17 protein-coding genes are annotated in these 18,405 nt (G+C 69.8%); 5 read left to right on the top strand and 12 right to left on the bottom strand.

The genetic code is table 11. The annotated features are described in order from the left end of the window. Positions 1–11: 11 nt before the first annotated feature. Entirely contained in the window at positions 12–653 is a 642-nt protein-coding gene (locus ACYVJS_RS05425; RefSeq protein ID WP_460738462.1) for an alpha/beta hydrolase, read from the bottom strand. A 67-nt stretch (positions 654–720) separates the two neighbouring features. Between ACYVJS_RS05425 and ACYVJS_RS05420 the strand changes: the two genes are divergently transcribed. Both ACYVJS_RS05420 and ACYVJS_RS05415 read left to right on the top strand, forming a co-directional pair. After that, entirely contained in the window at positions 721–1,332 is a 612-nt protein-coding gene (locus tag ACYVJS_RS05420) for an NUDIX hydrolase family protein (RefSeq protein ID WP_460738460.1), read from the top strand. A 1-nt stretch (position 1,333) separates the two neighbouring features. Then, entirely contained in the window at positions 1,334–2,194 is an 861-nt protein-coding gene (locus ACYVJS_RS05415) for an AlbA family DNA-binding domain-containing protein (protein ID WP_460738458.1), read from the top strand. A gap of 7 nt (positions 2,195–2,201) precedes the next feature. Here ACYVJS_RS05415 and ACYVJS_RS05410 read toward each other — a convergent pair whose 3' ends face one another. The 11 genes from ACYVJS_RS05410 to ACYVJS_RS05360 all read right to left on the bottom strand — a co-directional run bounded on the left by ACYVJS_RS05410 (position 2,202) and on the right by ACYVJS_RS05360 (position 14,974). Continuing rightward, positions 2,202–3,269, bottom strand: coding sequence for a threonine aldolase family protein (locus tag ACYVJS_RS05410; protein WP_460738456.1), 1,068 nt, complete (start codon positions 3,267–3,269; stop codon positions 2,202–2,204). Between the two features lie 190 nt (positions 3,270–3,459). Beyond that, on the bottom strand, positions 3,460–4,908 hold the full coding sequence (locus tag ACYVJS_RS05405; RefSeq protein ID WP_460738454.1) for a DUF6421 family protein: 1,449 nt from the start codon (positions 4,906–4,908) through the stop codon (positions 3,460–3,462). Positions 4,909–4,992: 84 nt separating this feature from the next. After that, positions 4,993–6,486 carry a CoA-acylating methylmalonate-semialdehyde dehydrogenase gene (locus ACYVJS_RS05400; protein ID WP_460738452.1) on the bottom strand — a complete coding sequence of 498 codons (1,494 nt, stop codon included), beginning with the start codon at positions 6,484–6,486 and terminating at the stop codon, positions 4,993–4,995. Between the two features lie 35 nt (positions 6,487–6,521). After that, entirely contained in the window at positions 6,522–7,823 is a 1,302-nt protein-coding gene (locus ACYVJS_RS05395; RefSeq protein WP_460738450.1) for an aminotransferase class III-fold pyridoxal phosphate-dependent enzyme, read from the bottom strand. 57 nt (positions 7,824–7,880) lie between these two features. Next, the gene (locus ACYVJS_RS05390; RefSeq protein WP_460738448.1) at positions 7,881–9,056 is read right to left on the bottom strand and encodes an ABC transporter substrate-binding protein; all 1,176 of its coding nucleotides are present in this window, start codon (positions 9,054–9,056) and stop codon (positions 7,881–7,883) included. Between the two features lie 52 nt (positions 9,057–9,108). Continuing rightward, positions 9,109–9,891, bottom strand: coding sequence for an ABC transporter permease (locus tag ACYVJS_RS05385; RefSeq protein ID WP_307322483.1), 783 nt, complete (start codon positions 9,889–9,891; stop codon positions 9,109–9,111). Continuing rightward, a complete protein-coding gene (locus ACYVJS_RS05380) occupies positions 9,888–10,682 on the bottom strand; it encodes an ABC transporter ATP-binding protein (RefSeq protein ID WP_460738445.1) in 795 nt (264 codons plus the stop codon). The genes ACYVJS_RS05385 and ACYVJS_RS05380 overlap by 4 nt, the downstream gene beginning before the upstream one ends. Next, positions 10,679–11,572 (bottom strand): ABC transporter permease, encoded by an 894-nt coding sequence (locus ACYVJS_RS05375; RefSeq protein ID WP_460738443.1) that lies wholly within the window; start codon positions 11,570–11,572, stop codon positions 10,679–10,681. Before ACYVJS_RS05375 ends, ACYVJS_RS05380 begins: the two co-directional genes overlap by 4 nt. Continuing rightward, positions 11,569–12,585 carry a TIGR03842 family LLM class F420-dependent oxidoreductase gene (locus ACYVJS_RS05370; protein WP_460738442.1) on the bottom strand — a complete coding sequence of 339 codons (1,017 nt, stop codon included), beginning with the start codon at positions 12,583–12,585 and terminating at the stop codon, positions 11,569–11,571. The genes ACYVJS_RS05375 and ACYVJS_RS05370 overlap by 4 nt, the downstream gene beginning before the upstream one ends. Before the next feature lie 89 nt (positions 12,586–12,674). Beyond that, positions 12,675–14,111, bottom strand: coding sequence for a dihydropyrimidinase (gene hydA, locus ACYVJS_RS05365; RefSeq protein ID WP_460738440.1), 1,437 nt, complete (start codon positions 14,109–14,111; stop codon positions 12,675–12,677). A 14-nt stretch (positions 14,112–14,125) separates the two neighbouring features. Continuing rightward, positions 14,126–14,974, bottom strand: a complete 849-nt coding sequence (locus ACYVJS_RS05360) for a nitrilase-related carbon-nitrogen hydrolase (protein WP_460738438.1) — start codon at positions 14,972–14,974, stop codon at positions 14,126–14,128. A gap of 146 nt (positions 14,975–15,120) precedes the next feature. Here ACYVJS_RS05360 and ACYVJS_RS05355 point away from each other — a divergent pair, with 146 nt between their 5' ends. From ACYVJS_RS05355 to ACYVJS_RS05345, 3 genes are read left to right on the top strand one after another with little or no spacing between them, the layout of a single operon-like run. After that, positions 15,121–16,482 carry an aminotransferase class I/II-fold pyridoxal phosphate-dependent enzyme gene (locus ACYVJS_RS05355; RefSeq protein ID WP_460738437.1) on the top strand — a complete coding sequence of 454 codons (1,362 nt, stop codon included), beginning with the start codon at positions 15,121–15,123 and terminating at the stop codon, positions 16,480–16,482. A gap of 59 nt (positions 16,483–16,541) precedes the next feature. Then, positions 16,542–17,708 (top strand): sensor histidine kinase, encoded by a 1,167-nt coding sequence (locus tag ACYVJS_RS05350; RefSeq protein WP_460738436.1) that lies wholly within the window; start codon positions 16,542–16,544, stop codon positions 17,706–17,708. Next, complete coding sequence (locus ACYVJS_RS05345; protein WP_460738434.1) at positions 17,705–18,349, top strand: response regulator; 645 nt, start codon at positions 17,705–17,707, stop codon at positions 18,347–18,349. The genes ACYVJS_RS05350 and ACYVJS_RS05345 overlap by 4 nt, the downstream gene beginning before the upstream one ends. Positions 18,350–18,405: the final 56 nt, after the last annotated feature.

Here is an 18,405-nt window from a genome sequence, read left to right as displayed (position 1 = left end):
GAGCGCGGCGATCAGTCGAGCTGTCGCTCGAGGAACGCCCGGATGTCGACGAGCTCCTCCGCACTGACGGAGTGCCCGAGACCGGGGTACAGGCGCCCGGTGAGATCGACGTGATCGGGCAGCCACTGTGCGGTGTGGGTGATCAGCGGAACGGGGATCACGTCGTCGCGGGAACCGCGCCCCCAGAACACCGGCGGGCGTACCGCTGCGAGCGGCGCATCCGTGTCGAGCTCGCCGGGCGCGGCGTAGCCGCTGAGATTCACCGCGAACGCGAAGCGCCCGGGCTGTCGGCGCAGAGCCTGCAGCGAGACGGCGCCGCCCTGCGAGAACCCGAGGAGCCCGACGGTCTCAGCCGTGCTCGTGCGATCCAGCCAGGTGATGAGAGCGTCCGCACCGGCGGTGATCGCTCCCGGGTCGCGGCCGTTCAGGCCCTCGATCGGATACCACGAGTAGCCCGGCGACGGCCACGGCGGCGCGAGCGGCGCGCGAACCGCCGCCATCCGGTACTCGGCCGGCAGGTGCCCTGCGAGTGAGAAAAGGTCGCGTTCGTCGCTCGCGTAGCCGTGGAGCAGCACGAGCAGGGGGCGATCGGGAGCATTGTCGTCGTCGGAGAACAGCACGGCGTCGTCGTCGAGCATCGGGGTGGCATCCATCGCTCCATCCTCTTACCCACCACCCCCATCCGTCATGTGAGGCGGGCGTGTGGGGTATACAGGAGGCATGCCGGTCCGCACGCCCGATCCAGATCCCCACGAGCCCGGCGACGCCTCGTCGCGCGATCCCCTGGGCTTCGGGGGGCTGCCCGGGAGCGCCGGCAATCCGGCGTGGCTGAGCGACGTCGAGCTCGCCGAGGCGCGCCGTCGCCTCCCGATGCTCTACGTCGAGGCGATCCCGGTGCGCACCGACGGCATGGGCGTGGTGACACAGGTGGGCATCCTCCTGCGGGCGACGCCGCTGGGCGAGATGACCCGCACGATCGTGTCGGGACGGGTGCGCTACGGCGAGACCGTGCGCGACGCGCTCTTCCGCCACCTCGAGAACGATCTCGGCCCGATGGCCTTTCCGATGCTGCCGCCGAGCCCGACGCCGTTCACGGTCGCGGAGTACTTCCCCCTCCCCGGGGTGAGCGCATTCCACGACGACCGCCAGCACGCGGTCTCGCTCGCCTTCGTGGTGCCGGTCACGGGCACGTGCGAGCCGCGCCAGGACGCCCTCGAGGTGACCTGGATGGAGCCGGCGGAGGCCGCATCCGACGCACTCGCGGCCGAGATGGAAGGCGGCCGGGGAACCCTCATCCGCCTGGGCCTGGCCAGCGTCGGCGCTCTGCGCTGACATGACGCTCGCCGCATCCGCGTTCCCCGCGAGTCCCTCGCTCGTCGACTTCGCCGTGGCGTTGCCGGTCGTGCTGCTCGTCGCCTACGGCATCGCCCTGCTGCTGCGACGGCTGTTCGGGGAGCGCCTGTCGCTCGGCACGGCAACGATGACCCTCATCGGCGTGCTTGGCGTCAGCGCCGGTGCGCTCGTCTCGGGACTCTTCATCCCGGGTCAGCGGCTGTGGATGCCGAGCACCCTGCTGCTCGCGACGGGGGCGAGTCTCGGACTGTCCTTCCTGGTCGCAGGAGCGGTGGCGGCGGTGCGCGGGGCGAGTGCGGTGCCGGATGCGGCGGCGGTGCTCGCCGCCGGCGAGTCGGAGCGCCGGGAGTTCAAGGAGACCGCCCGCTGGAACGTGCGCGAATCGCGCAAGGATCCACGCATGGAGCTCGCCGTCGCGAAGACCGTGGCGGCGTTCCTCAACTCGCGCGGCGGAGTTCTCGTGATCGGCGCGAACGATGCGGGCGAGGCGGTCGGACTCGAGCGCGACCTGCAGACGTTGCGCACGCCCGACCACGACCGCTTCGAGCTGTGGCTGCGCGACATGCTCTCGACCTCGCTCGGCCGCAACGCCGCGGCGCTTCCCCGCATCCGGTTCGGGACGGCGGGCGACGGCGTCGTCGTGTGCCTCGTGCAGTGCCGCCCTGCGGGCAAGCCGGTGTTCGTCACGCAGCCCAAAGACGGCGGCTCGACGCGCGAACTCTGGGTGCGGGTCGGCAACTCGTCGCGCGCGCTCGGGGTGGATGAGGCCGTCGACTACGTGGCCCGCCACTGGCGTCCGTCGGTGGCGTCCTTCGTGCTCGGGCGTCCGTCCGGAGCCTGAGCGTGCGTCAGCGCGTGGTCTCGCGCGCGATCGCGGCGAGGAACGCGTCGATGTCGTCCTCGGTCGTGTCGAACGAGCACATCCAGCGCACCTCGCGGCGAGCCTCGTCCCAATCGTAGAAACGGAAGCTTTCGCGCAGGCGATCAGCAACGCCCTCGGGCAGGATCGCGAACAGGCCGTTGGCTTGGGTGGGATGCGTGAACGAGACGCCGCGGATCGAGCCGTCGGCGAGGCCGGCATCCACGCCCTGGCGCAGGCGCTGGGCCATCGCGTTCGCGTGCGAGGCGTTGCGCAGCCAGAGATCGCCCTCGTAGAGCGCCACGAGCTGCGCCGAGACGAAGCGCATCTTCGAAGCCAGCTGCATGTTGAGTTTGCGGAGGTAGGTGAGGCCGGTGGATGCGGCGGGATCGAGCACGACGATCGCCTCCGCGCCCAGCGCGCCGTTCTTCGTGCCGCCGAGGCTCACCACGTCGACGCCGGCGTCGGTCGTGAAGGCGGCGAGCGGCACGTCGAGGGCGGCCGCCGCGTTGGAGATGCGAGCACCGTCGAGGTGCAGCCGCATCCCGCGTTCGTGGGCGTGATCGGCGAGGGCGCGGATCTCGTCCGGCGTGTAGAGCGTGCCGAGCTCGCTCGTCTGCGTGATGGAGACCACGAGGGGCTGTGCGCGGTGCTCGTCGCCCCAGCCCCATGCCTCGCGGTCGACGAGCTCGGGGGTGAGCTTGCCGTCGGGCGAGGGGACGGTGAGCAGCTTCATGCCTCCCACGCGCTCGGGCGCACCGCCCTCGTCGACGTTGATGTGCGCGGTGGATGCGGCGATGACCGCACCCCAGCGAGGCAGCATCGACTGCAGGCCGGTGACGTTCGCGCCGGTGCCGTTGAAGACGGGGAACGCCTCCGCGCGCTCGCCGAAGTGCGCGCCGACGACCTCCTGCAGACGGGCCGTGTAGACGTCCTCGCCGTAGGCGATCTGGTGGCCCTCGTTGGCGGCGGCGATCGCGGCCAGTACCTCGGGGTGCACGCCGGAGTAGTTGTCGGAGGCGAAGCCGCGCACGGCGGTGTCATGCAGAGTCGTCACAATCGTCCAATCTACGTCGGCTCCTGCCCGCATCCGTACGCCGGGTGCGGCGCACCGTGTCCCACTTCCTGCAGAAATCAGAGCCGAAACCTGCAGGAAGTGGGACACGGATTGCCGCAACTGGGACATGCATTGCCGAAAGCGGGACATGCCGGAGGGGCGGATGCGGCGAGCGGGCCGCTCCGGCGGGTCAGTCGACGGCGCGGATGCCGGCGGTGGATGCGATGACGTCGCGCATCTTCTTCTCCAGCGCCTCGTAGAACATCGACAGTGGGAACTCGTCGGTCAGCACCTGATCGGTGAATCCGGCGGGCGGGCCGGACAGCACCTCGTCCGGGAGGCCCCGCGCCCACACCGAGGCCGGATGCGGGGTGACGACCGAGCTCACGAGCTCGTACGCCGCCAGCCAGTGCGCCGTCTTCGGGCGGTCGATCGAACGCCAGTACAGCTCGTCGATCGCATCCGCCAGTGCCACGACCGCATCCGGAACCTGATCCCAGTCGATGCGCAGCCGGGTGTCCGTCCAGTGCAGCACGCCGCGGCGGTGCAGCCACGCGAACAGCAGCTGGCCGCCGAGCCCGTCGTAGTTGCGCACCCGGGTGCCCGTGATCGCGAAGCGGAAGATGCGATCGAAGAGCACGGCGTACAGCACGAGTCCGGCGTGCTCCCGCATCCGCTCGTCGACCTCGCTCAGCTGCTCACCGGCGGCGACACGCTCGTCGAGGCGTCGGCGGATCAGCACGCACTCGCGGAACGCGGTCAGATCGCACCGCAGCTCCTCCAGCGAGTATAGGAAGTACGGCATGCGCTGCTTGATCATGAACGGGTCGAACGGCAGGTCGCCGCGCATGTGGGTGCGGTCGTGGATGAGATCCCACATCACGAAGGTCTGCTCGGTGAGCGCCTGGTCCGTCAGCATCCGTGCCGCGTCCTCGGGCAGCTCGAGCTTCGTGATCTCGGATGCGGCCGCGACCACTCTGCGGTAGCGCGCCGCTTCGCGGTCCTGGAAGATCGCCCCCCACGTGAAGGCGGGCACCTCCCGCATCGACACGGTCTCGGGGAACAGCACGGCCGAGTTCGTGTCGTAGCCCGGCGTGAAGTCCACCAGCCGGAGCGAGACGAACAGGGCGTTCGTGTACTCCGTCTCGAGCTGGGCGATGAACTCGGGCCAGATGACTTCGACGAGCACCGCCTCGATGTAGCGGTTCGGCGAGCCGTTCTGCGTGTACATCGGGAACACGACGAGGTGGCGCATCCCGTCCACGCGGTGCTGCTGCGGCTGGAAGGCGACGAGCGCGTCGAAGAAGTCCGGCACGCCGAAGTCCTCCGCCGACCAGCGCAGGAAGTCGCCGACGAGGGCCTGGAGGTAGTCGGCGTCGTGCGGGAAGCGCGGAGCGAGCTCCTGCACGGCCGCGACGATCCGCTCGACTTCCACGCGCGCGGCCGTCCGGTCTTCCGCCTCGGGTACCGATCCGTCCTTGGCCTGCATGCCCTGCAGCGCGACGGCGGCGTCCTTCAGGTCGAGCCAGGCAGGATCGTCCTCCACGCCGACCGCGAGGCTCGCGGCGTCCTCGACGACCTCGGGCTCGCCGATGATCGCCTTGAGCTCACGGGAGGGGTGGGCGGCGTCGATGGACATGGGAACCTCCGATCGTCGAAGTCGGCCGCGGATGCGGCGTGGTGATGGTGCGAACAGGCTACGCGGGCCGCGGGCGATGCGCGCTCAGGCGTTCTGCGGGAACCCCAGGTTGAGACCGCCGTGCGAGGGGTCCAGCCAGCGGCTCGTGATCGCCTTCTCCTGGGTGAAGAACGAGACGCCGTAGGGGCCGTAGGCCTTTGCATCGCCGAACAGGGACGCCTTCCACCCGCCGAACGAGTGGTAGGCGACCGGCACGGGGATGGGCACGTTGACGCCGATCATCCCCACCTGCACCTCGCGCTGGAAGCGGCGGGCGGCGCCGCCGTCGTTCGTGAAGATCGCGGTGCCGTTGCCGTAGGGCGAGGCGTTGATGATGTCGACCGCCTCCTCGTAGCCGCTCACGCGCACGATGGAGAGCACCGGGCCGAAGATCTCGTCGCGGTAGACGGCGGACTTCAGCGGTACGCGGTCGATGAGCGAGGGCCCGAGCCAGAAGCCGTCCGCCTCGCCGTCGACCTCGATGCCCCGCCCGTCGACCACGACCGTGGCGCCGTCGGATGCGGCCTGATCCAGGTAGCCGGCGACCTTGTCGCGGTGCTCGCGGGTGATGAGCGGACCCATGTCGCACCCGCGCGTGCCGTCTCCGGTGCGCAGCGTCGACATCCGCTCGGTGATCTTCGCGACCAGTGCGTCGGCGACCGCATCCACCGCAAGGATCACCGAGACCGCCATGCAGCGCTCGCCGGCCGAACCGAACCCCGCGTTGACCGCGGCATCCGCGGCGAGGTCGAGGTCGGCGTCGGGCAGCACGAGCATGTGGTTCTTCGCGCCGCCGAGGGCCTGAACGCGCTTGCCGGCCCCGGCGGCGGTCGCGTAGATGTACTGCGCGATGGGCGTGGAACCGACGAAAGAGATCGAGCGGATGTCGGGGTGCACGAGCAGGGCGTCGACCGCCTCCTTGTCGCCGTTGACGACGGTGAGCACGCCCTCGGGGAGCCCGGCCTCGGCGAACAGGCGCGCGAGCCAGATCGAGGCGGAGGGGTCCTTCTCGCTGGGTTTGAGGACCACTGCGTTGCCGGCCGCGAGCGCGATCGGCAGGAACCAGAGCGGCACCATGGCGGGGAAGTTGAAGGGGCTGATGACGCCGACGACGCCCACCGGCTGACGCAGCGTGTACACATCGACGTCGGTGGAGACGTTCTCGGAGTAGGTGCCCTTCAGCAGTTGGCCGACGCCGCAGGCGAAGTCGACGACCTCGAGGCCGCGGGCGATCTCGCCGAGGGCGTCGGAGAGCACCTTGCCGTGCTCGGCCGTGAGGATCTCCGCGAGCTCCTGCTTGCGGGCGTTCAGCAGCTCGCGGAACGCGAACAGCACCGACGTGCGCTTGGCGATCGAGGCGTCGCGCCAGCTCGGCCAGGCGGCCACGGTGGCGGCCACGGCCGCATCCACATCCGCAGTGCTCGCCAGACGCACCTGCTTCGTGACCGTGCCCCGTGCGGGGTTGTAGACCGGGGCCGTGCGCTCGGAGGCTCCGTCCCAGTCGCTTCCCGATACCCAGTGTCCGAGGGTGTGGGTCATGTCGTTTCTCCTGTCACGTCGTCGTGGGTGGGGGATCAGAGGGCCGCGAGGGCTTCGTCGTAGATGGCGATGGCCGCACTCACATCCTCGTCGGTCACGATGCACGGCGGAACGACGTGGATGCGGTTGTCCTGCACGAAGGGGAGCAGTCCGCGTCCGATCAGGTCCTTCTTGAGCGCGCCCATCGCGGAGGCGGTGAGGGGCTCGCGCGTGCCGCGGTCGGCGACGAGCTCGAGCGCCCAGAACACGCCCTCGCCGCGCACCTCGCCGATGACGTCATGCTTCTCGGCGAGCGCGTGCAGCGCGGGGCCCAGGACATCGCGTCCGATCCGTGCCGCGTTCTCGACGATCCCCTCCGCCTCCATCGCGTCGAGGGTCGCGACGATGGTTGCCGCCGCCAGGGGGTGGCCGGAGTAGGTGAGACCTCCCGGGAAGACGCGCTCGTCGAAGGCCGCCGCGATCGGGTCGGAGATGATGACGCCGCCCACCGGGACGTACCCGGAGTTCACGCCCTTGGCGAAGGTGATGAGATCGGGCACCACATCGTGGCCCTCGAAGGCGAACCAGCGGCCGGTGCGGCCGAACCCGGCCATCACCTCGTCGAGGATCAGCACGATGCCGTACCGGTCGCAGATCTCGCGCACGCCGGCGAGATAGCCCGGGGGCGGCACGAGCACACCCGCGGTGCCCGGCACCGACTCCAGCAGGATCGCAGCGATGGTGGCCGCTCCCTCGGCCTGCACGACGCGTTCGAGATGGTGGAGCGCGCGGGCGCATTCCTCCTCGGGCGTCGTCGCCCAGAACTCCGAGCGGTAGAGGTACGGGCCGAAGAAGTGCACGTGTCCGCGTGCGTACTCGTTCGGGATGCGGCGCCAGTCGCCCGTGGCCACGATCGCCGCCCCGGTATTGCCGTGGTACGAGCGGTAGCGCGAGAGCACCTTGTCGCGACCGGTCACGAGGCGGGCCATGCGGATCGCGTTCTCGTTCGCGTCGGCGCCGCCGTTGGTGAAGAAGACCTTGTGGAACCCCTCGGGGGCGCGCGCGATGATGCGCTCCGCCGCCTCGCCCCGCGTCAGATTCGCGGTCGACGGCGCGATCGTCGTCAACAGCTCGGCCTGCTGGGTGATCGCGGCAACGACGGCCGGATGCTGGTGGCCGATGTTGACGTTCACGAGCTGGCTCGAGAAGTCGAGGTAGCGCGTACCGGCGTGATCCCAGACGCGTGTGCCCTCCCCGCCCGCGATGACGAGCGGATCGAGGGCCGCCTGCGCCGACCAGGAATGGAACACGTGGGCGCGGTCGAGCTCCCAGGCGCGGCGGTCGAGATCGGTGGTCATGCTCTTCTCCTTCGATGAGCGGTGGGGGCGATGCGTGCATCGCCCCCACCGCGGATCCTACTTACCGCCTTCGGTGAGCGTCACGTCGATGGGCGTGTAGGTGCCCTTGACCGCGACCCCTTCGGCTTCGAGCTCCTGCAGAGCCTTCTCGATGTACTCGTTGCTGTACGCCGTGTCGGAGGGCTCCTCGGTGATGAGGTTCAGACCGTCCTGGTTGACCGCCTTGAGGGCGCCCGCGACCGTCTTCTTCCACGCATCCTCGTTCACGACGCCGAAGTCGCTGTCGGTCCAGATCAGCTTGTTGACCTCGTTCATCTGCCACAGCTGGTGCACCGGGCCGACGGGGAAGGCCGCCTCGGCGTTGATCGCCGCGTCGTAGGTGATGGATGCTGCTTCCTCGGGGTTGTCACGGGCGAAGATCCAACCCTTGGTGACGGCCTTCAGGAACCGCACGGCGGCGTCCGCGTAGGCGGGGTCGTCGGACAGGCGTGCCGTGTCGGCCCAGAGGGCGTCCTGGAGCATGGCGCCCTCGGTGTCCTCGTAGGAGATGACGTTGAAGTCCTCCGGCTGGTAGAGCTTGCCCGTCGCGGGGTTCACGACTTCGAGCACCTGCGCCCACTCGTTGTAGGTCATGGCCTGCGCCGCATCCACGTCGCCGTCCAGCAGCGCGTTCATGCTGAAGTCCTGCGTCGTGATCGAGACCGACGTGGAGTCGAGGTTGTCGGCTGCCATGGCGGCGAAGATCTCCCACTCGTTGCCGAAGCCCCACGAGCCGATGCGCTTGCCCTCGAAGTCGGCGACGGACGTGATGCCGCTGTCGGCCCAGGAGACCTGGAGGGTGCCGGACTTCTGGAACACCTGCGCGATGTCGGTCAGCTCGGCCCCCGTGGCTTCGAGGGTGCCGAGGACCTTGGGTACCCACGCCACGGCGAAGTCGACATCGCCGGCCACGAGCGCGTCCTGGGGGACGATGTCGCCGCCGGAGGGGACGATCTCGACGTCGTCGAAGCCCTCTTCCTTGAAGTAGCCCTGGTCGAGAGCGACGTAGTAGCCGGCGAACTGCGCCTGAGGCAGCCATTGCAGCTGCAGCTTGACCGAGGTGAGCGGCTCGAAATCGGGGTCTCCGGAGGCGGCCGGTGCGCCGGAGTCTCCGCCTGCGCAGGCCGCCAGCGCCATCGAGGCGATGCCGACGGCGGATACGGCGACGAGGGCGCGTCGAATGCTGTGTCTCATGCTGTTCCTTTCGGGTTCGGTGGTGCCGGGTGGTGCGATGGAACGCCTCCGGTCAGACCGGGGCCCGCCTCGTCGACAGTCGCTCCAGGAGACTTGTCACGAGGAAGAAGAGAAGGCCGATGAGGATGCCGCCGAGCACGAATGCCCACGCGAGAGCGGCGCGGCCCGACTTCGCGTAACTGGCGATGGCGGTGCCGATGCCGTCGGCGGGCCCGCCGAAGTACTCGGCCACGAGGGCGGAGATGACCGCGAGGGATGCGGCGATGCGGATTCCGGACATCAGGTAGGGAAGGGCGGTGGGCAGGGTCAGGAAGCGGAATGTCTGCGCGCGGGAAGCGGCGGACGCGCGCAGCAGGTCGCGCTGCACGGGGCGGGTCTGGCGCAGGCCCCGGAGCACGTTGACGAAGACGGGGACGAACGCCGCGATGGCGGCGACGGCTTGCCGGCCGAACTGGCTCGAGGCGCCGAACATCGTGTTCAGGATGGGGGTCAGAGCGACGATCGGGATGACGGCGAGCGCCGCCACGAGAGGCGCGAGCATTCCGTCGATCGGTTTGGCGGACGCCGCCAGCGCGGCCAGGAGGATCGCCAGCACGGTTCCGGCGACGAGGCCCACGAGAGCGTTGGTCCCGGTGATCGCCATGTCGGGCGCGATGATCGACCAGCGGGTGAAGAACTCCTCGAGGATCGCGAAGGGGCTCGGAAGCATCCGCGGTGCCGCATCGGCGACATCGACGATGAGCACCCACACCGCCAGCCCGATCAGGGCGACGCCCGCAGGCGCTGCGACCCGGAGCCATGCGGGCAGCCGGCGATCGACTCTCGCCGTGCTCATCGTTCGTTCGCCCTGGTCGCCGGCGTTCCGTGCAGGGCCTCGCGCACCTCGGTGACCTTCGCGAAGTACTCGGTCGATTCGCGCAGCGCCTCGTCGCGGATGCGGTCGAAACGTGTCGGGATGACGGTCGTGATGCGCCCGGGACGGGGACTCATCACCACGACCCGATCCGAGAGGAACACCGCCTCCGGGATCGAGTGGGTCACGAAGACGACGGCGGCACCGGTCTCGGCCGCGATGCGGGTGAGCTCCGCCTGCAGCCGCTCGCGGGTCATCTCGTCCAGCGCTCCGAACGGCTCGTCCATGAGCAGCAGCTTGGGCCGCGCGGCGAGCGAGCGGGCGATCGCGACGCGCTGCTGCATCCCGCCCGAGAGCTGGTCGGGGTAACGCTGCACGAAGTCGGTCAAGCCGACCAGTTCGGCGAGTTCGGCGACCCGTGCTACGCGCTCCGCCTTCGTCACCCGCTGGATCTCCAGGGGCAGGGCGATGTTCTCGGCGATCGTGCGCCAGGGGAGGAGACCTGCCTGTTGAAAGGCCATGCCGTAGTCCTGGTCGAGCCGCGCGGTGGCGGCCGGCTTGCCGAAGATCTCGAGGGCGCCCGTGGTGGCGGCGTCGAGGTCCGCGATCAGGCGCAGCAGCGTCGACTTGCCGCATCCGGACGGGCCGATCAGCGAGACGAACTCGCCCGGTGCGACGTCCAGATCGACATCGGTGAGCGCGACGACATCGCCGGTCCGGGTCGGGAAGATCTTGCCCACGCCTGCGGCACGGACGGCGGGTGCGGTGCTCATGCGGTCTCCTCGCCTCTGCGGTAGTTCTTCAGCCCTGCGCCCACGAGGGCCACGGACGCGGCGGCCACGAGCCCGAGCGCGATCGTGCCGAAGGTGGGTCCCCATGGAGCGGCCGGATCGGACGATGCCTGGCCGGCGAGCTGGATGAGCATGCGTCCTATGCCTCCGCGCATACCGATGGACACCTCCGCGACCACCGCCCCGACGACCGCCGCCGCGGCGGCCAGTCGCAGTGCCGGCAGCAGATAGGGCACCGCCGCGGGCAGCCGCAACCGCCAGAGAGTCGTCCCGTAGCCCGCCGCGTACGTGCGGAGGAGGTCGACATGGATGCTGTCGGGCGCCTGCAGACCGCGGAGCATGCCGATCGCGACGGGGAAGAAGGCCAGATAGGAAGCGATGACGGCGACCGACAGCCACTGCGGCCACGGGATCCCCTCGCGCGCCAACTGCCCGCCGAGGGCGTTCACGACAGGCGCGAACGCGATCAACGGCACGGTCTGGCTGACGACGATCCAGGGCAGCAGGCCCCACTCGATGAGCCGCCAGCGTTGCATCGCGATCGCGAGGATGCCGCCGACGAGGACGCCGATCACCCATCCCGCCGCCGCGATGCCGAGCGTGACGCCTCCCGCCGACAGGACCGACACCCACAGCGGCGGGGTGTCGCCGCCGCTCGTCGAGGCGAACAGCCGGGCGACCATCTCCCACACGTGCGGCATGGCGCGATCGTGGGTGCGCGGGAGGATCATCACCCCGCTGCCGGTCGATCCGTCGCCTCCGATCGTCACGCCGTCGGCCGGGCCCAGGAACTTGTAGAGCTCCCAGAGGGCGATGACGGCCGCGACGCCCACCACACCCCAGATCGCGGCGGCCGCGCGGCGCGTGATCATCGCTTCGCCGTGATGTGCTCGGCCAGGGCGGGGATGACGCGCTCGCCGTACACGCGCATCGTCTCCTCTTTGTTGTCGTGCTGCAGATAGCCCGCGAACTGGGTGACTCCGATCTCGCGCAGTGCCTCGAGCTTGGCGATGTGCTCCTCGGCGGTGCCGAGGAGGCAGAACCGGTCGATGATCTCGTCCGGTACGAAGTCGACGTGATCGTTGGCCGCTTTGCCGTGGCTGTTGTAGTCGTAGCCGGTGCGTCCCGCGATGTAGTCGGTGAGTGCCTGCGGCACCTCGCCCGAGGTGCCGTACTTCGCGACGATGTCGGCGACGTGGTTGCCGACCATGCCGCCGAACCACCGGCACTGATCGCGCATGTGCTCCCGGTCTTCGCCGATGTACATAGGGGCCGCGACGCAGAACGCGATGCTGTCCGGGTCGCGGCCGGCAGCGGCGGCGGCATCCTTGACGACCTTGATCATCCAACGCGCGATGTCGAGGTCGGCCAGCTGCAGGATGAAGCCGTCGCCGACCTCTCCGGTCAGCTTCAGGGCGAGCGGGCCATAGGCGGCCACCCACACGTCGAGCTCCGACCCGCGACTCCAGGGGAACTGCAACGTCGCGCCCTTGTACTCGACGGGACGCGAGTTCGCGAGCTCGCGGATGACGTGGATCGATTCGCGCAGCTCCGACATCGAGACCGGCTTGCCGTTCGTGACCCGCACGGCGGAGTCCCCGCGTCCGATGCCGCAGATCGTCCGGTTGCCGTACATCTCGTTGAGCGTCGCGAACACGGATGCCGTCACGGTCCAGTCGCGGGTGGCCGGGTTGGTCACGAAGGGGCCGACCGTGATGCGTTTGGTCGCGTTCAGGATGGCGGAGTGCACCACGTAGGGCTCTTCCCACAAGAGGTGCGAGTCGAAGGTCCAGACGTGGCTGAAGCCGTGCGCCTCCGCTAGCTGCGACAGCTGGACGGTGCGGGATGCGGGCGGGTTGGTCTGCAGGACGACGCCGAAGTCCATGGGTCACACCTTCCGGTCGTTGAGCGAGGTCTGCGGGCTCTGCCCCCGGTCGTTGAGCGAGCGCAGCGAGACGAAACGCAGATGTGTCATCAGATCAGGTACTGGCTCAGGCCGCGCTTGACGAACCGGCCGTCGCCCGCCCGGCCCAGGTACTGGCCCGCGTCGACGACGACCTTGCCGCGCGCGATGACCGTGTCGACGTGTCCGTCGATCTCGAAGCCCTCCCACGCCGAGTGGTCCATGTTCATGTGGTGGGTCTTGTCGACGCCGATCGAGGTGTGCCCGTTGGGGTCGTAGATCACGATGTCCGCATCCGCGCCGGGCACGATGACGCCCTTCTTCCCGTACATGCCGAACATGCGTGCCGGGGTCGTGCTGGTCAGCTCCACCCACCGCTCGAGGGTGATCTCGCCGGTCACGACGCCCTGGTACATGAGATCCATGCGGTGCTCGACGGAGCCGATCCCGTTCGGGATCGCGCGGAAGTCTCCGAGTCCGAGCTCCTTCTGCCCCTTCATGCAGAAGGGGCAGTGGTCGGTGGACACCATCTGCAGGTCGTTCGTGCGCAGCGCCTGCCACATGTGGTCCTGGTGGCCCTCGGCCCGGGAGCGCAGCGGCGTGGAGCAGACCCACTTGGCGCCCTCGAACGCCCCCCATTGCTCGCTCGAGGCTCCCAGCTGCTCCTCCAGCGAGAGATAGAGGTACTGCGGACACGTCTCGCCGAACACGTTCTGTCCCTTGTCCCGCGCGGTGGCGAGCTGCTCGACGGCCTGCTTCGCGCTCACATGCACGACGTACAGCGGTGCGCCGGTGAGATTCGCGAGCATGATGGCGCGGTGCGTCGCCTCCTCCTCGGCCTGCCACGCGCGGGCGATCCCGTGGAAGTACGGGCCGGTCTTGCCGGCTTCGACCAGCTGCTCGGCGAGCACATCGATCACGGGACCGTTCTCGGCGTGCATCATCGTGAGCAGACCCGTATCGGCGGCGACCTGCATGGCGCGCAGGATCTGCGCGTCGTCCGCGTAGAACACGCCGGGATACGCCATGAACATCTTGAAGCTCGTGATGCCCTCGTCGATGAGTCCCGGCAGGGCCGCCAGCGCGTCCGCATCCACGCCGCCGACGATCTGGTGGAACCCGTAGTCGATCGCGCAGTTGCCCGCGGCGAGCTCGTGCCAGTGCGCGAGACCGTCCTGCACGCGCTCGCCGGTGCGCTGCACGGCGAAGTCGACGATCGTGGTCGTGCCGCCCCAGGCCGCGGCGCGCGTGCCCGTCTCGAAGGTGTCGGATGCGCTCGTGCCGCCGAAGGGCAGCTGCATGTGCGTATGGGCGTCGATCCCCCCGGGGATGACGTACTTGCCGGTCGCGTCGATGACGGCGTCGACGGATGCGGTGAGATCGCTGCCCAGCAGCTGCGAGCCGGGCGCGAGCACCGCGACGATGCGCTCGCCGTCGACGAGGACGTCGGCCGTCACGCGACCGGTGGCGGAGACGACGGTGCCGCCCGTGATGAGTGTGGTGGTCATGATCGCTCCGCCTCTCAGGGGGCCGTGATCTCGTCGTAGGTGTCGGGCCGGCGGTCGCGGAAGAACTGCCAGTCGTCGCGCATCTGCTGCACGAGGTCCAAGTCGAGGTCGCGGATGAGGATCTCCTCGTGCTCGCCCGAGCCGAGCTCGCCCACATAGTTGCCGCGCGGGTCGACGATCTGGCTCTTGCCGTAGAAGGTGACGGCGTCGTCGCCGTACTCGTTGTCCTCGCGTCCGACGCGGTTCGGCGCGAGCACGAAGTAGCCGTTCGCGACGGCCGCCGCCGGCTGCTCGACCTCCCAGAGGCGATTCGACAGGCCGGGCTTGGTCGCGTTGGGGTTGAAGGCGAGGTGTGCGCCGTTCAGGCCGAGCTCGCGCCACGCCTCGGGGAAGTGCCGGTCGTAGCAGATGATGACGCCGACCTTGCCGACCGCGGTGTCGAAGACGGGGTAGCCGAGGTTCCCGGGACGGAAGTAGAACTTCTCCCAGAACTTCTCGACGTGCGGGATGTGGTTCTTGCGGTAGACGCCCGCGATCGAGCCGTCCGCATCCACCACGACGGCGGTGTTGTAGTAGACGCCGGTCTGCTGCTCCTCGTAGATCGGGAGCACCATCACGAGCGACAGCTCCTTCGCGAGGGCTGCGAACCGCTGCACGATGGGCCCGTCGACGGGTTCCGCGTAGCGGTAGTACTTCTTGTCTTGGGTGATCCCGAAGTAGGGGCCGTAGAACAGCTCCTGGAAGCAGATCACCTGGGCGCCGGCGGCTGCCGCATCCCGAGCGAACTGTTCGTGCTTGTCGAGCATGGACGCCTTGTCGCCCGTCCACGTCGTCTGCGTGATCGCTGCGCGTACCGTCGTCATCATCGCCTCCCGGTCGTTTCTCGTGGAGGACCCTCGCAGCGACGGGGACCGGAGTGGCTCCGGCGGGTCATCCCCGTTCTGTTATCTTTCTGACTGAACATTTCTCTTCGGTTTCAGCCTGTGACGTGATGGTTAATGGTGCACCCGTGACTGATTCGGCGAAAGACCCGGTCGGGGCGCGGATCGCCGCGGCCGGTGAGCGCAGTCCCGAAGGGATCGCCCGCGAACTGGGACGTCTGGTGACCGACGGCGTGCTCGCGCCCGGCGACCGTCTGCCCACCGTGCGCGAGGTCGCCGCGGCGCTCTCGGTGAGCCCGGCGACGGTCAGCGCGGCGTGGCAGGCACTCGCGCGCGCCGGCGTCATCGTTTCGCGGGGGAGGGCGGGAAGCTTCGTGCGCGCGCCTCGTCGCGCCTGGCTCACCCCGCGCGTGAAGGGCCTCTCGGGGGCGGCGCCCGCCGGCTGGGACCTGGCGTCCGGTATGCCCGACCCCGCCCTGCTGCCGCCCCTGGGCGCAGCCTTCGAGCGTGTCGATCTGCGGGCGGGAGCGGGGCGGTACCACGATGTCCCGGTCCTTCCCGAGCTGGCGGATGTCCTGCGGGAGAGCTGGCCCTCGCGGGTGGAGACGCTCACGGTCGTCGACGGCGCGATGGACGGCATCGCGCGGGTGATGGAGCAGACCGTGCGCTTCGGCGACCGCGTGGCGATCGAGTCTCCCGGCTACCCCTATTTCTTCGACCTGTTGGATGCGCTCGGGGCCGAGGCGGTGCCGGTCGACGTCGACGACGAGGGGATGGTGCCCGCATCCCTCACCCGTGCACTCGCCCGGCATCCGTCGGCGGTGCTGCTGCAGCCGCGGGCGCAGAACCCGACCGGAGCCTCGATGACCTCGATGCGGGCCCAGCAGCTCGCGGGCGCGATCCGCGCGGCTCGCGACGGCGACCGGGTGCTCGTCGTCGAGGACGACCATTCGGGGCTCATCGCGATGGCGCCCGCGGTGACGCTCGCCCGCTGGCTGCCCGATCAGGTCGTTCAGGTGCGCAGCTTCTCGAAGTCCCACGGGCCCGACCTCCGCATCGCCGCGATGGGGGGCCCTGCCCGCGTGCTGGACCGCGTGATCGCGCGGCGGATGCTGGGGCCGGGGTGGACGTCGCGACTGCTGCAGAGCGTGCTGCTGGACATGCTCACCCGACCGGACTCCGTGGCCGCCGTGAAGCGCGCCCGCCTCGCCTACCGGGACCGGCAGGAGGCGATGGTGGGGGCGCTGCGGCGAGAGGGCATCCCGCTCGTGCCGCCGGACGGGATCAACCTGTGGGTGCCCGTCCTCGATGAGCGAGCGGCCCTGGTCGAACTCGCCGCCGCCGGGATCGTGGTCGCTGCGGGGGCGCCGTTCGTGGCGGGGGAGGCGCACGCACCCCATGTGCGCGTGACGGCGGGGCTCATCTCGCCCGGTGACGCCCAGGGGGCGGCGGCAGCTCTCGCCGCAGCCGCACGCGCGAGCGGTCGCTGAGCGCGGGATACATCGCTGGACGGATGCGGGTGCCGCCGGCGTCCGCGTAGCGTGTCAGAGTGTTCCGCCAGCTCTCGCCCGTGCAGTGGCTCGTCGACGCCGTCCTCGCGTTCGGGTTCTTCGGCGTCACGGGGTTCCTGTTCTACACGCCCTCCTCCGGCGATCAGGTGTGGGGCGTGCTGGTGTCCCTCGGTATGGCGGTGGCACTGGGGTTGCGCCGGTTCTCGCCGTTCCTGGCGTTGGCCGTCGCGTGGGTGAGCGCGCTCGCACAGATGGCGCTGGGGCTGCAGCCCATGCTCAGCAACATCGCGATCTTCGTCGTGCTCTACGCGACCGCCGCCTACGGGACGCGGCTGTTGTTCTGGATCGGCTTCTCCTCCGCGGTCGCGGGCTCCGCGGCCATCGCGATCTACCTCGTCTTCGTCAACTCCTACGTGGTCTCGTCGGGTCTGGACTGGCGCAATCTGCCGCTGGCCGTGTTCGTCATGCTGGCGGCGCTGTTCGCCCTCGGGCTGTCGTGGACCGCGGGCGCGCTGGTGCGCACCGCGGCTCGCGCCAGAGAGACCCGGCAGGCGAGAGATGCGGCGCGCGCGCAGGTGGCGATCGAGTCCGAGCGGATGCGGATCGCCCGCGACATGCATGACATCGTGGCGCACTCCCTCGCGGTGGTGATCGCCCAGGCCGACGGCGCCCGTTACGCCGCGGCGATCGATCCGGCCGCCGCCACGACCGCGCTCGGGACGATCTCCTCCACCGCGCGTTCCGCGCTGACGGATGTGCGCCTGCTGCTCACGCAGCTGCGCCATCAGCAGGGGGCCGGGCCGCAGCCGACACTGGCGGATCTCGACGCCCTGTTCGCCCAGGTCCATGCCGCCGGCGTGGATCTGCGGGTGCAGATCGCGCCGGTGCCGCCTCAGAACGTGCCGGCGGCCGTGCAGCTGGCCGTCTTCCGCATCCTGCAGGAGGCGCTCACCAATGCCCTGCGCCACGGTGACGGCCCGGTGGAGGTCTGGCTCGCGTGGCAGAGTGATCACGTGCGAGCAACCGTGCGCAACGCGCTGCGTCCCCCCTCTCGGGACCCGCAGCGGATCCTCGAGGACGCTGGCGGTCACGGCGTCGTCGGCATGCGCGAGCGCGCGCAGCTCGTGGGCGGAACGCTGTTCGCAGGTGCCACCGACGAGGGCTTCGTCGTCGACGCGTACCTGCCGATCGGGGCCGCGGCATGAGTGCTCCGGTGCGCGTCGTCCTCGTCGACGACCAGGCGCTCTTCCGTGCCGGCATCCGGATGCTGGTGGATTCTCAGCCCGATCTGAGCGTCGTGGGCGAGGCCGGCGACGGCGTCGAGGCGATCGAGGTGGTGCGCCGCGAGCACCCCGACGTCGTGCTGATGGACATCCGGATGCCGCGCCTCGACGGCCTGGCGGCCACGGCGGAGTTGCTGCGCGATCCCGACGCACCGCGCATCGTGATGCTGACGACCTTCGATCTGGATGAGGCGGCGGCGCGCGCCATCCGTGAGGGCGCCAGCGGGTTCCTGTTGAAGGACGCCGATCCCGAGTTCCTCCTCGCAGCCATCCGCACGGTGCACGCGGGCTCCGCCGTCATCGCCGCGAGCGCGACGCGCGACCTGTTCGCGCAGTTCTCTCCTCCGGCCGTCGCGACCCCGCCCGCCTGGCAGGCGTTGACGGACCGCGAGCGGGAGATCTTCGCGCTCGCCGCCCGCGGGCTCTCCAACGCCGAGATCGCGGAGCGGGAGTTCCTGTCGGAGGCGACCGTGAAGACCCACATCAGCCGCATCCTCGCCAAGCTCGCCCTGCGCGATCGCGTGCAGCTCGTCGTCTTCGCCTTCGAGCACGGCCTTGTCTGACCGCTTCCAGAGGTGCGCCTCCCTCGCGCGAATCATCCGCCAGAGGGATGCGGATA

It is taken from the genome of Microbacterium neimengense (assembly GCF_054782995.1).
Note: the sequence above shows the minus strand (reverse complement) of the source record. Positions and strands in the feature narration are given on the sequence as shown.

Coding starts and splice junctions, on each gene's coding strand:
- ACYVJS_RS05370 (WP_460738442.1), bottom strand. CDS start 12,585: ATGGACTTCGGCGTCGTCCTGCAGACCAACCCGCCCGCATCCCGCACC.
- ACYVJS_RS05425 (WP_460738462.1), bottom strand. CDS start 653: ATGGATGCCACCCCGATGCTCGACGACGACGCCGTGCTGTTCTCCGAC.
- ACYVJS_RS05375 (WP_460738443.1), bottom strand. CDS start 11,572: ATGATCACGCGCCGCGCGGCCGCCGCGATCTGGGGTGTGGTGGGCGTC.
- ACYVJS_RS05405 (WP_460738454.1), bottom strand. CDS start 4,908: ATGTCCATCGACGCCGCCCACCCCTCCCGTGAGCTCAAGGCGATCATC.
- ACYVJS_RS05390 (WP_460738448.1), bottom strand. CDS start 9,056: ATGAGACACAGCATTCGACGCGCCCTCGTCGCCGTATCCGCCGTCGGC.
- ACYVJS_RS05415 (WP_460738458.1), top strand. CDS start 1,334: ATGACGCTCGCCGCATCCGCGTTCCCCGCGAGTCCCTCGCTCGTCGAC.
- hydA (WP_460738440.1), bottom strand. CDS start 14,111: ATGACCACCACACTCATCACGGGCGGCACCGTCGTCTCCGCCACCGGT.
- ACYVJS_RS05345 (WP_460738434.1), top strand. CDS start 17,705: ATGAGTGCTCCGGTGCGCGTCGTCCTCGTCGACGACCAGGCGCTCTTC.
- ACYVJS_RS05395 (WP_460738450.1), bottom strand. CDS start 7,823: ATGACCACCGATCTCGACCGCCGCGCCTGGGAGCTCGACCGCGCCCAC.
- ACYVJS_RS05360 (WP_460738438.1), bottom strand. CDS start 14,974: ATGACGACGGTACGCGCAGCGATCACGCAGACGACGTGGACGGGCGAC.
- ACYVJS_RS05400 (WP_460738452.1), bottom strand. CDS start 6,486: ATGACCCACACCCTCGGACACTGGGTATCGGGAAGCGACTGGGACGGA.
- ACYVJS_RS05380 (WP_460738445.1), bottom strand. CDS start 10,682: ATGAGCACCGCACCCGCCGTCCGTGCCGCAGGCGTGGGCAAGATCTTC.
- ACYVJS_RS05420 (WP_460738460.1), top strand. CDS start 721: ATGCCGGTCCGCACGCCCGATCCAGATCCCCACGAGCCCGGCGACGCC.
- ACYVJS_RS05385 (WP_307322483.1), bottom strand. CDS start 9,891: ATGAGCACGGCGAGAGTCGATCGCCGGCTGCCCGCATGGCTCCGGGTC.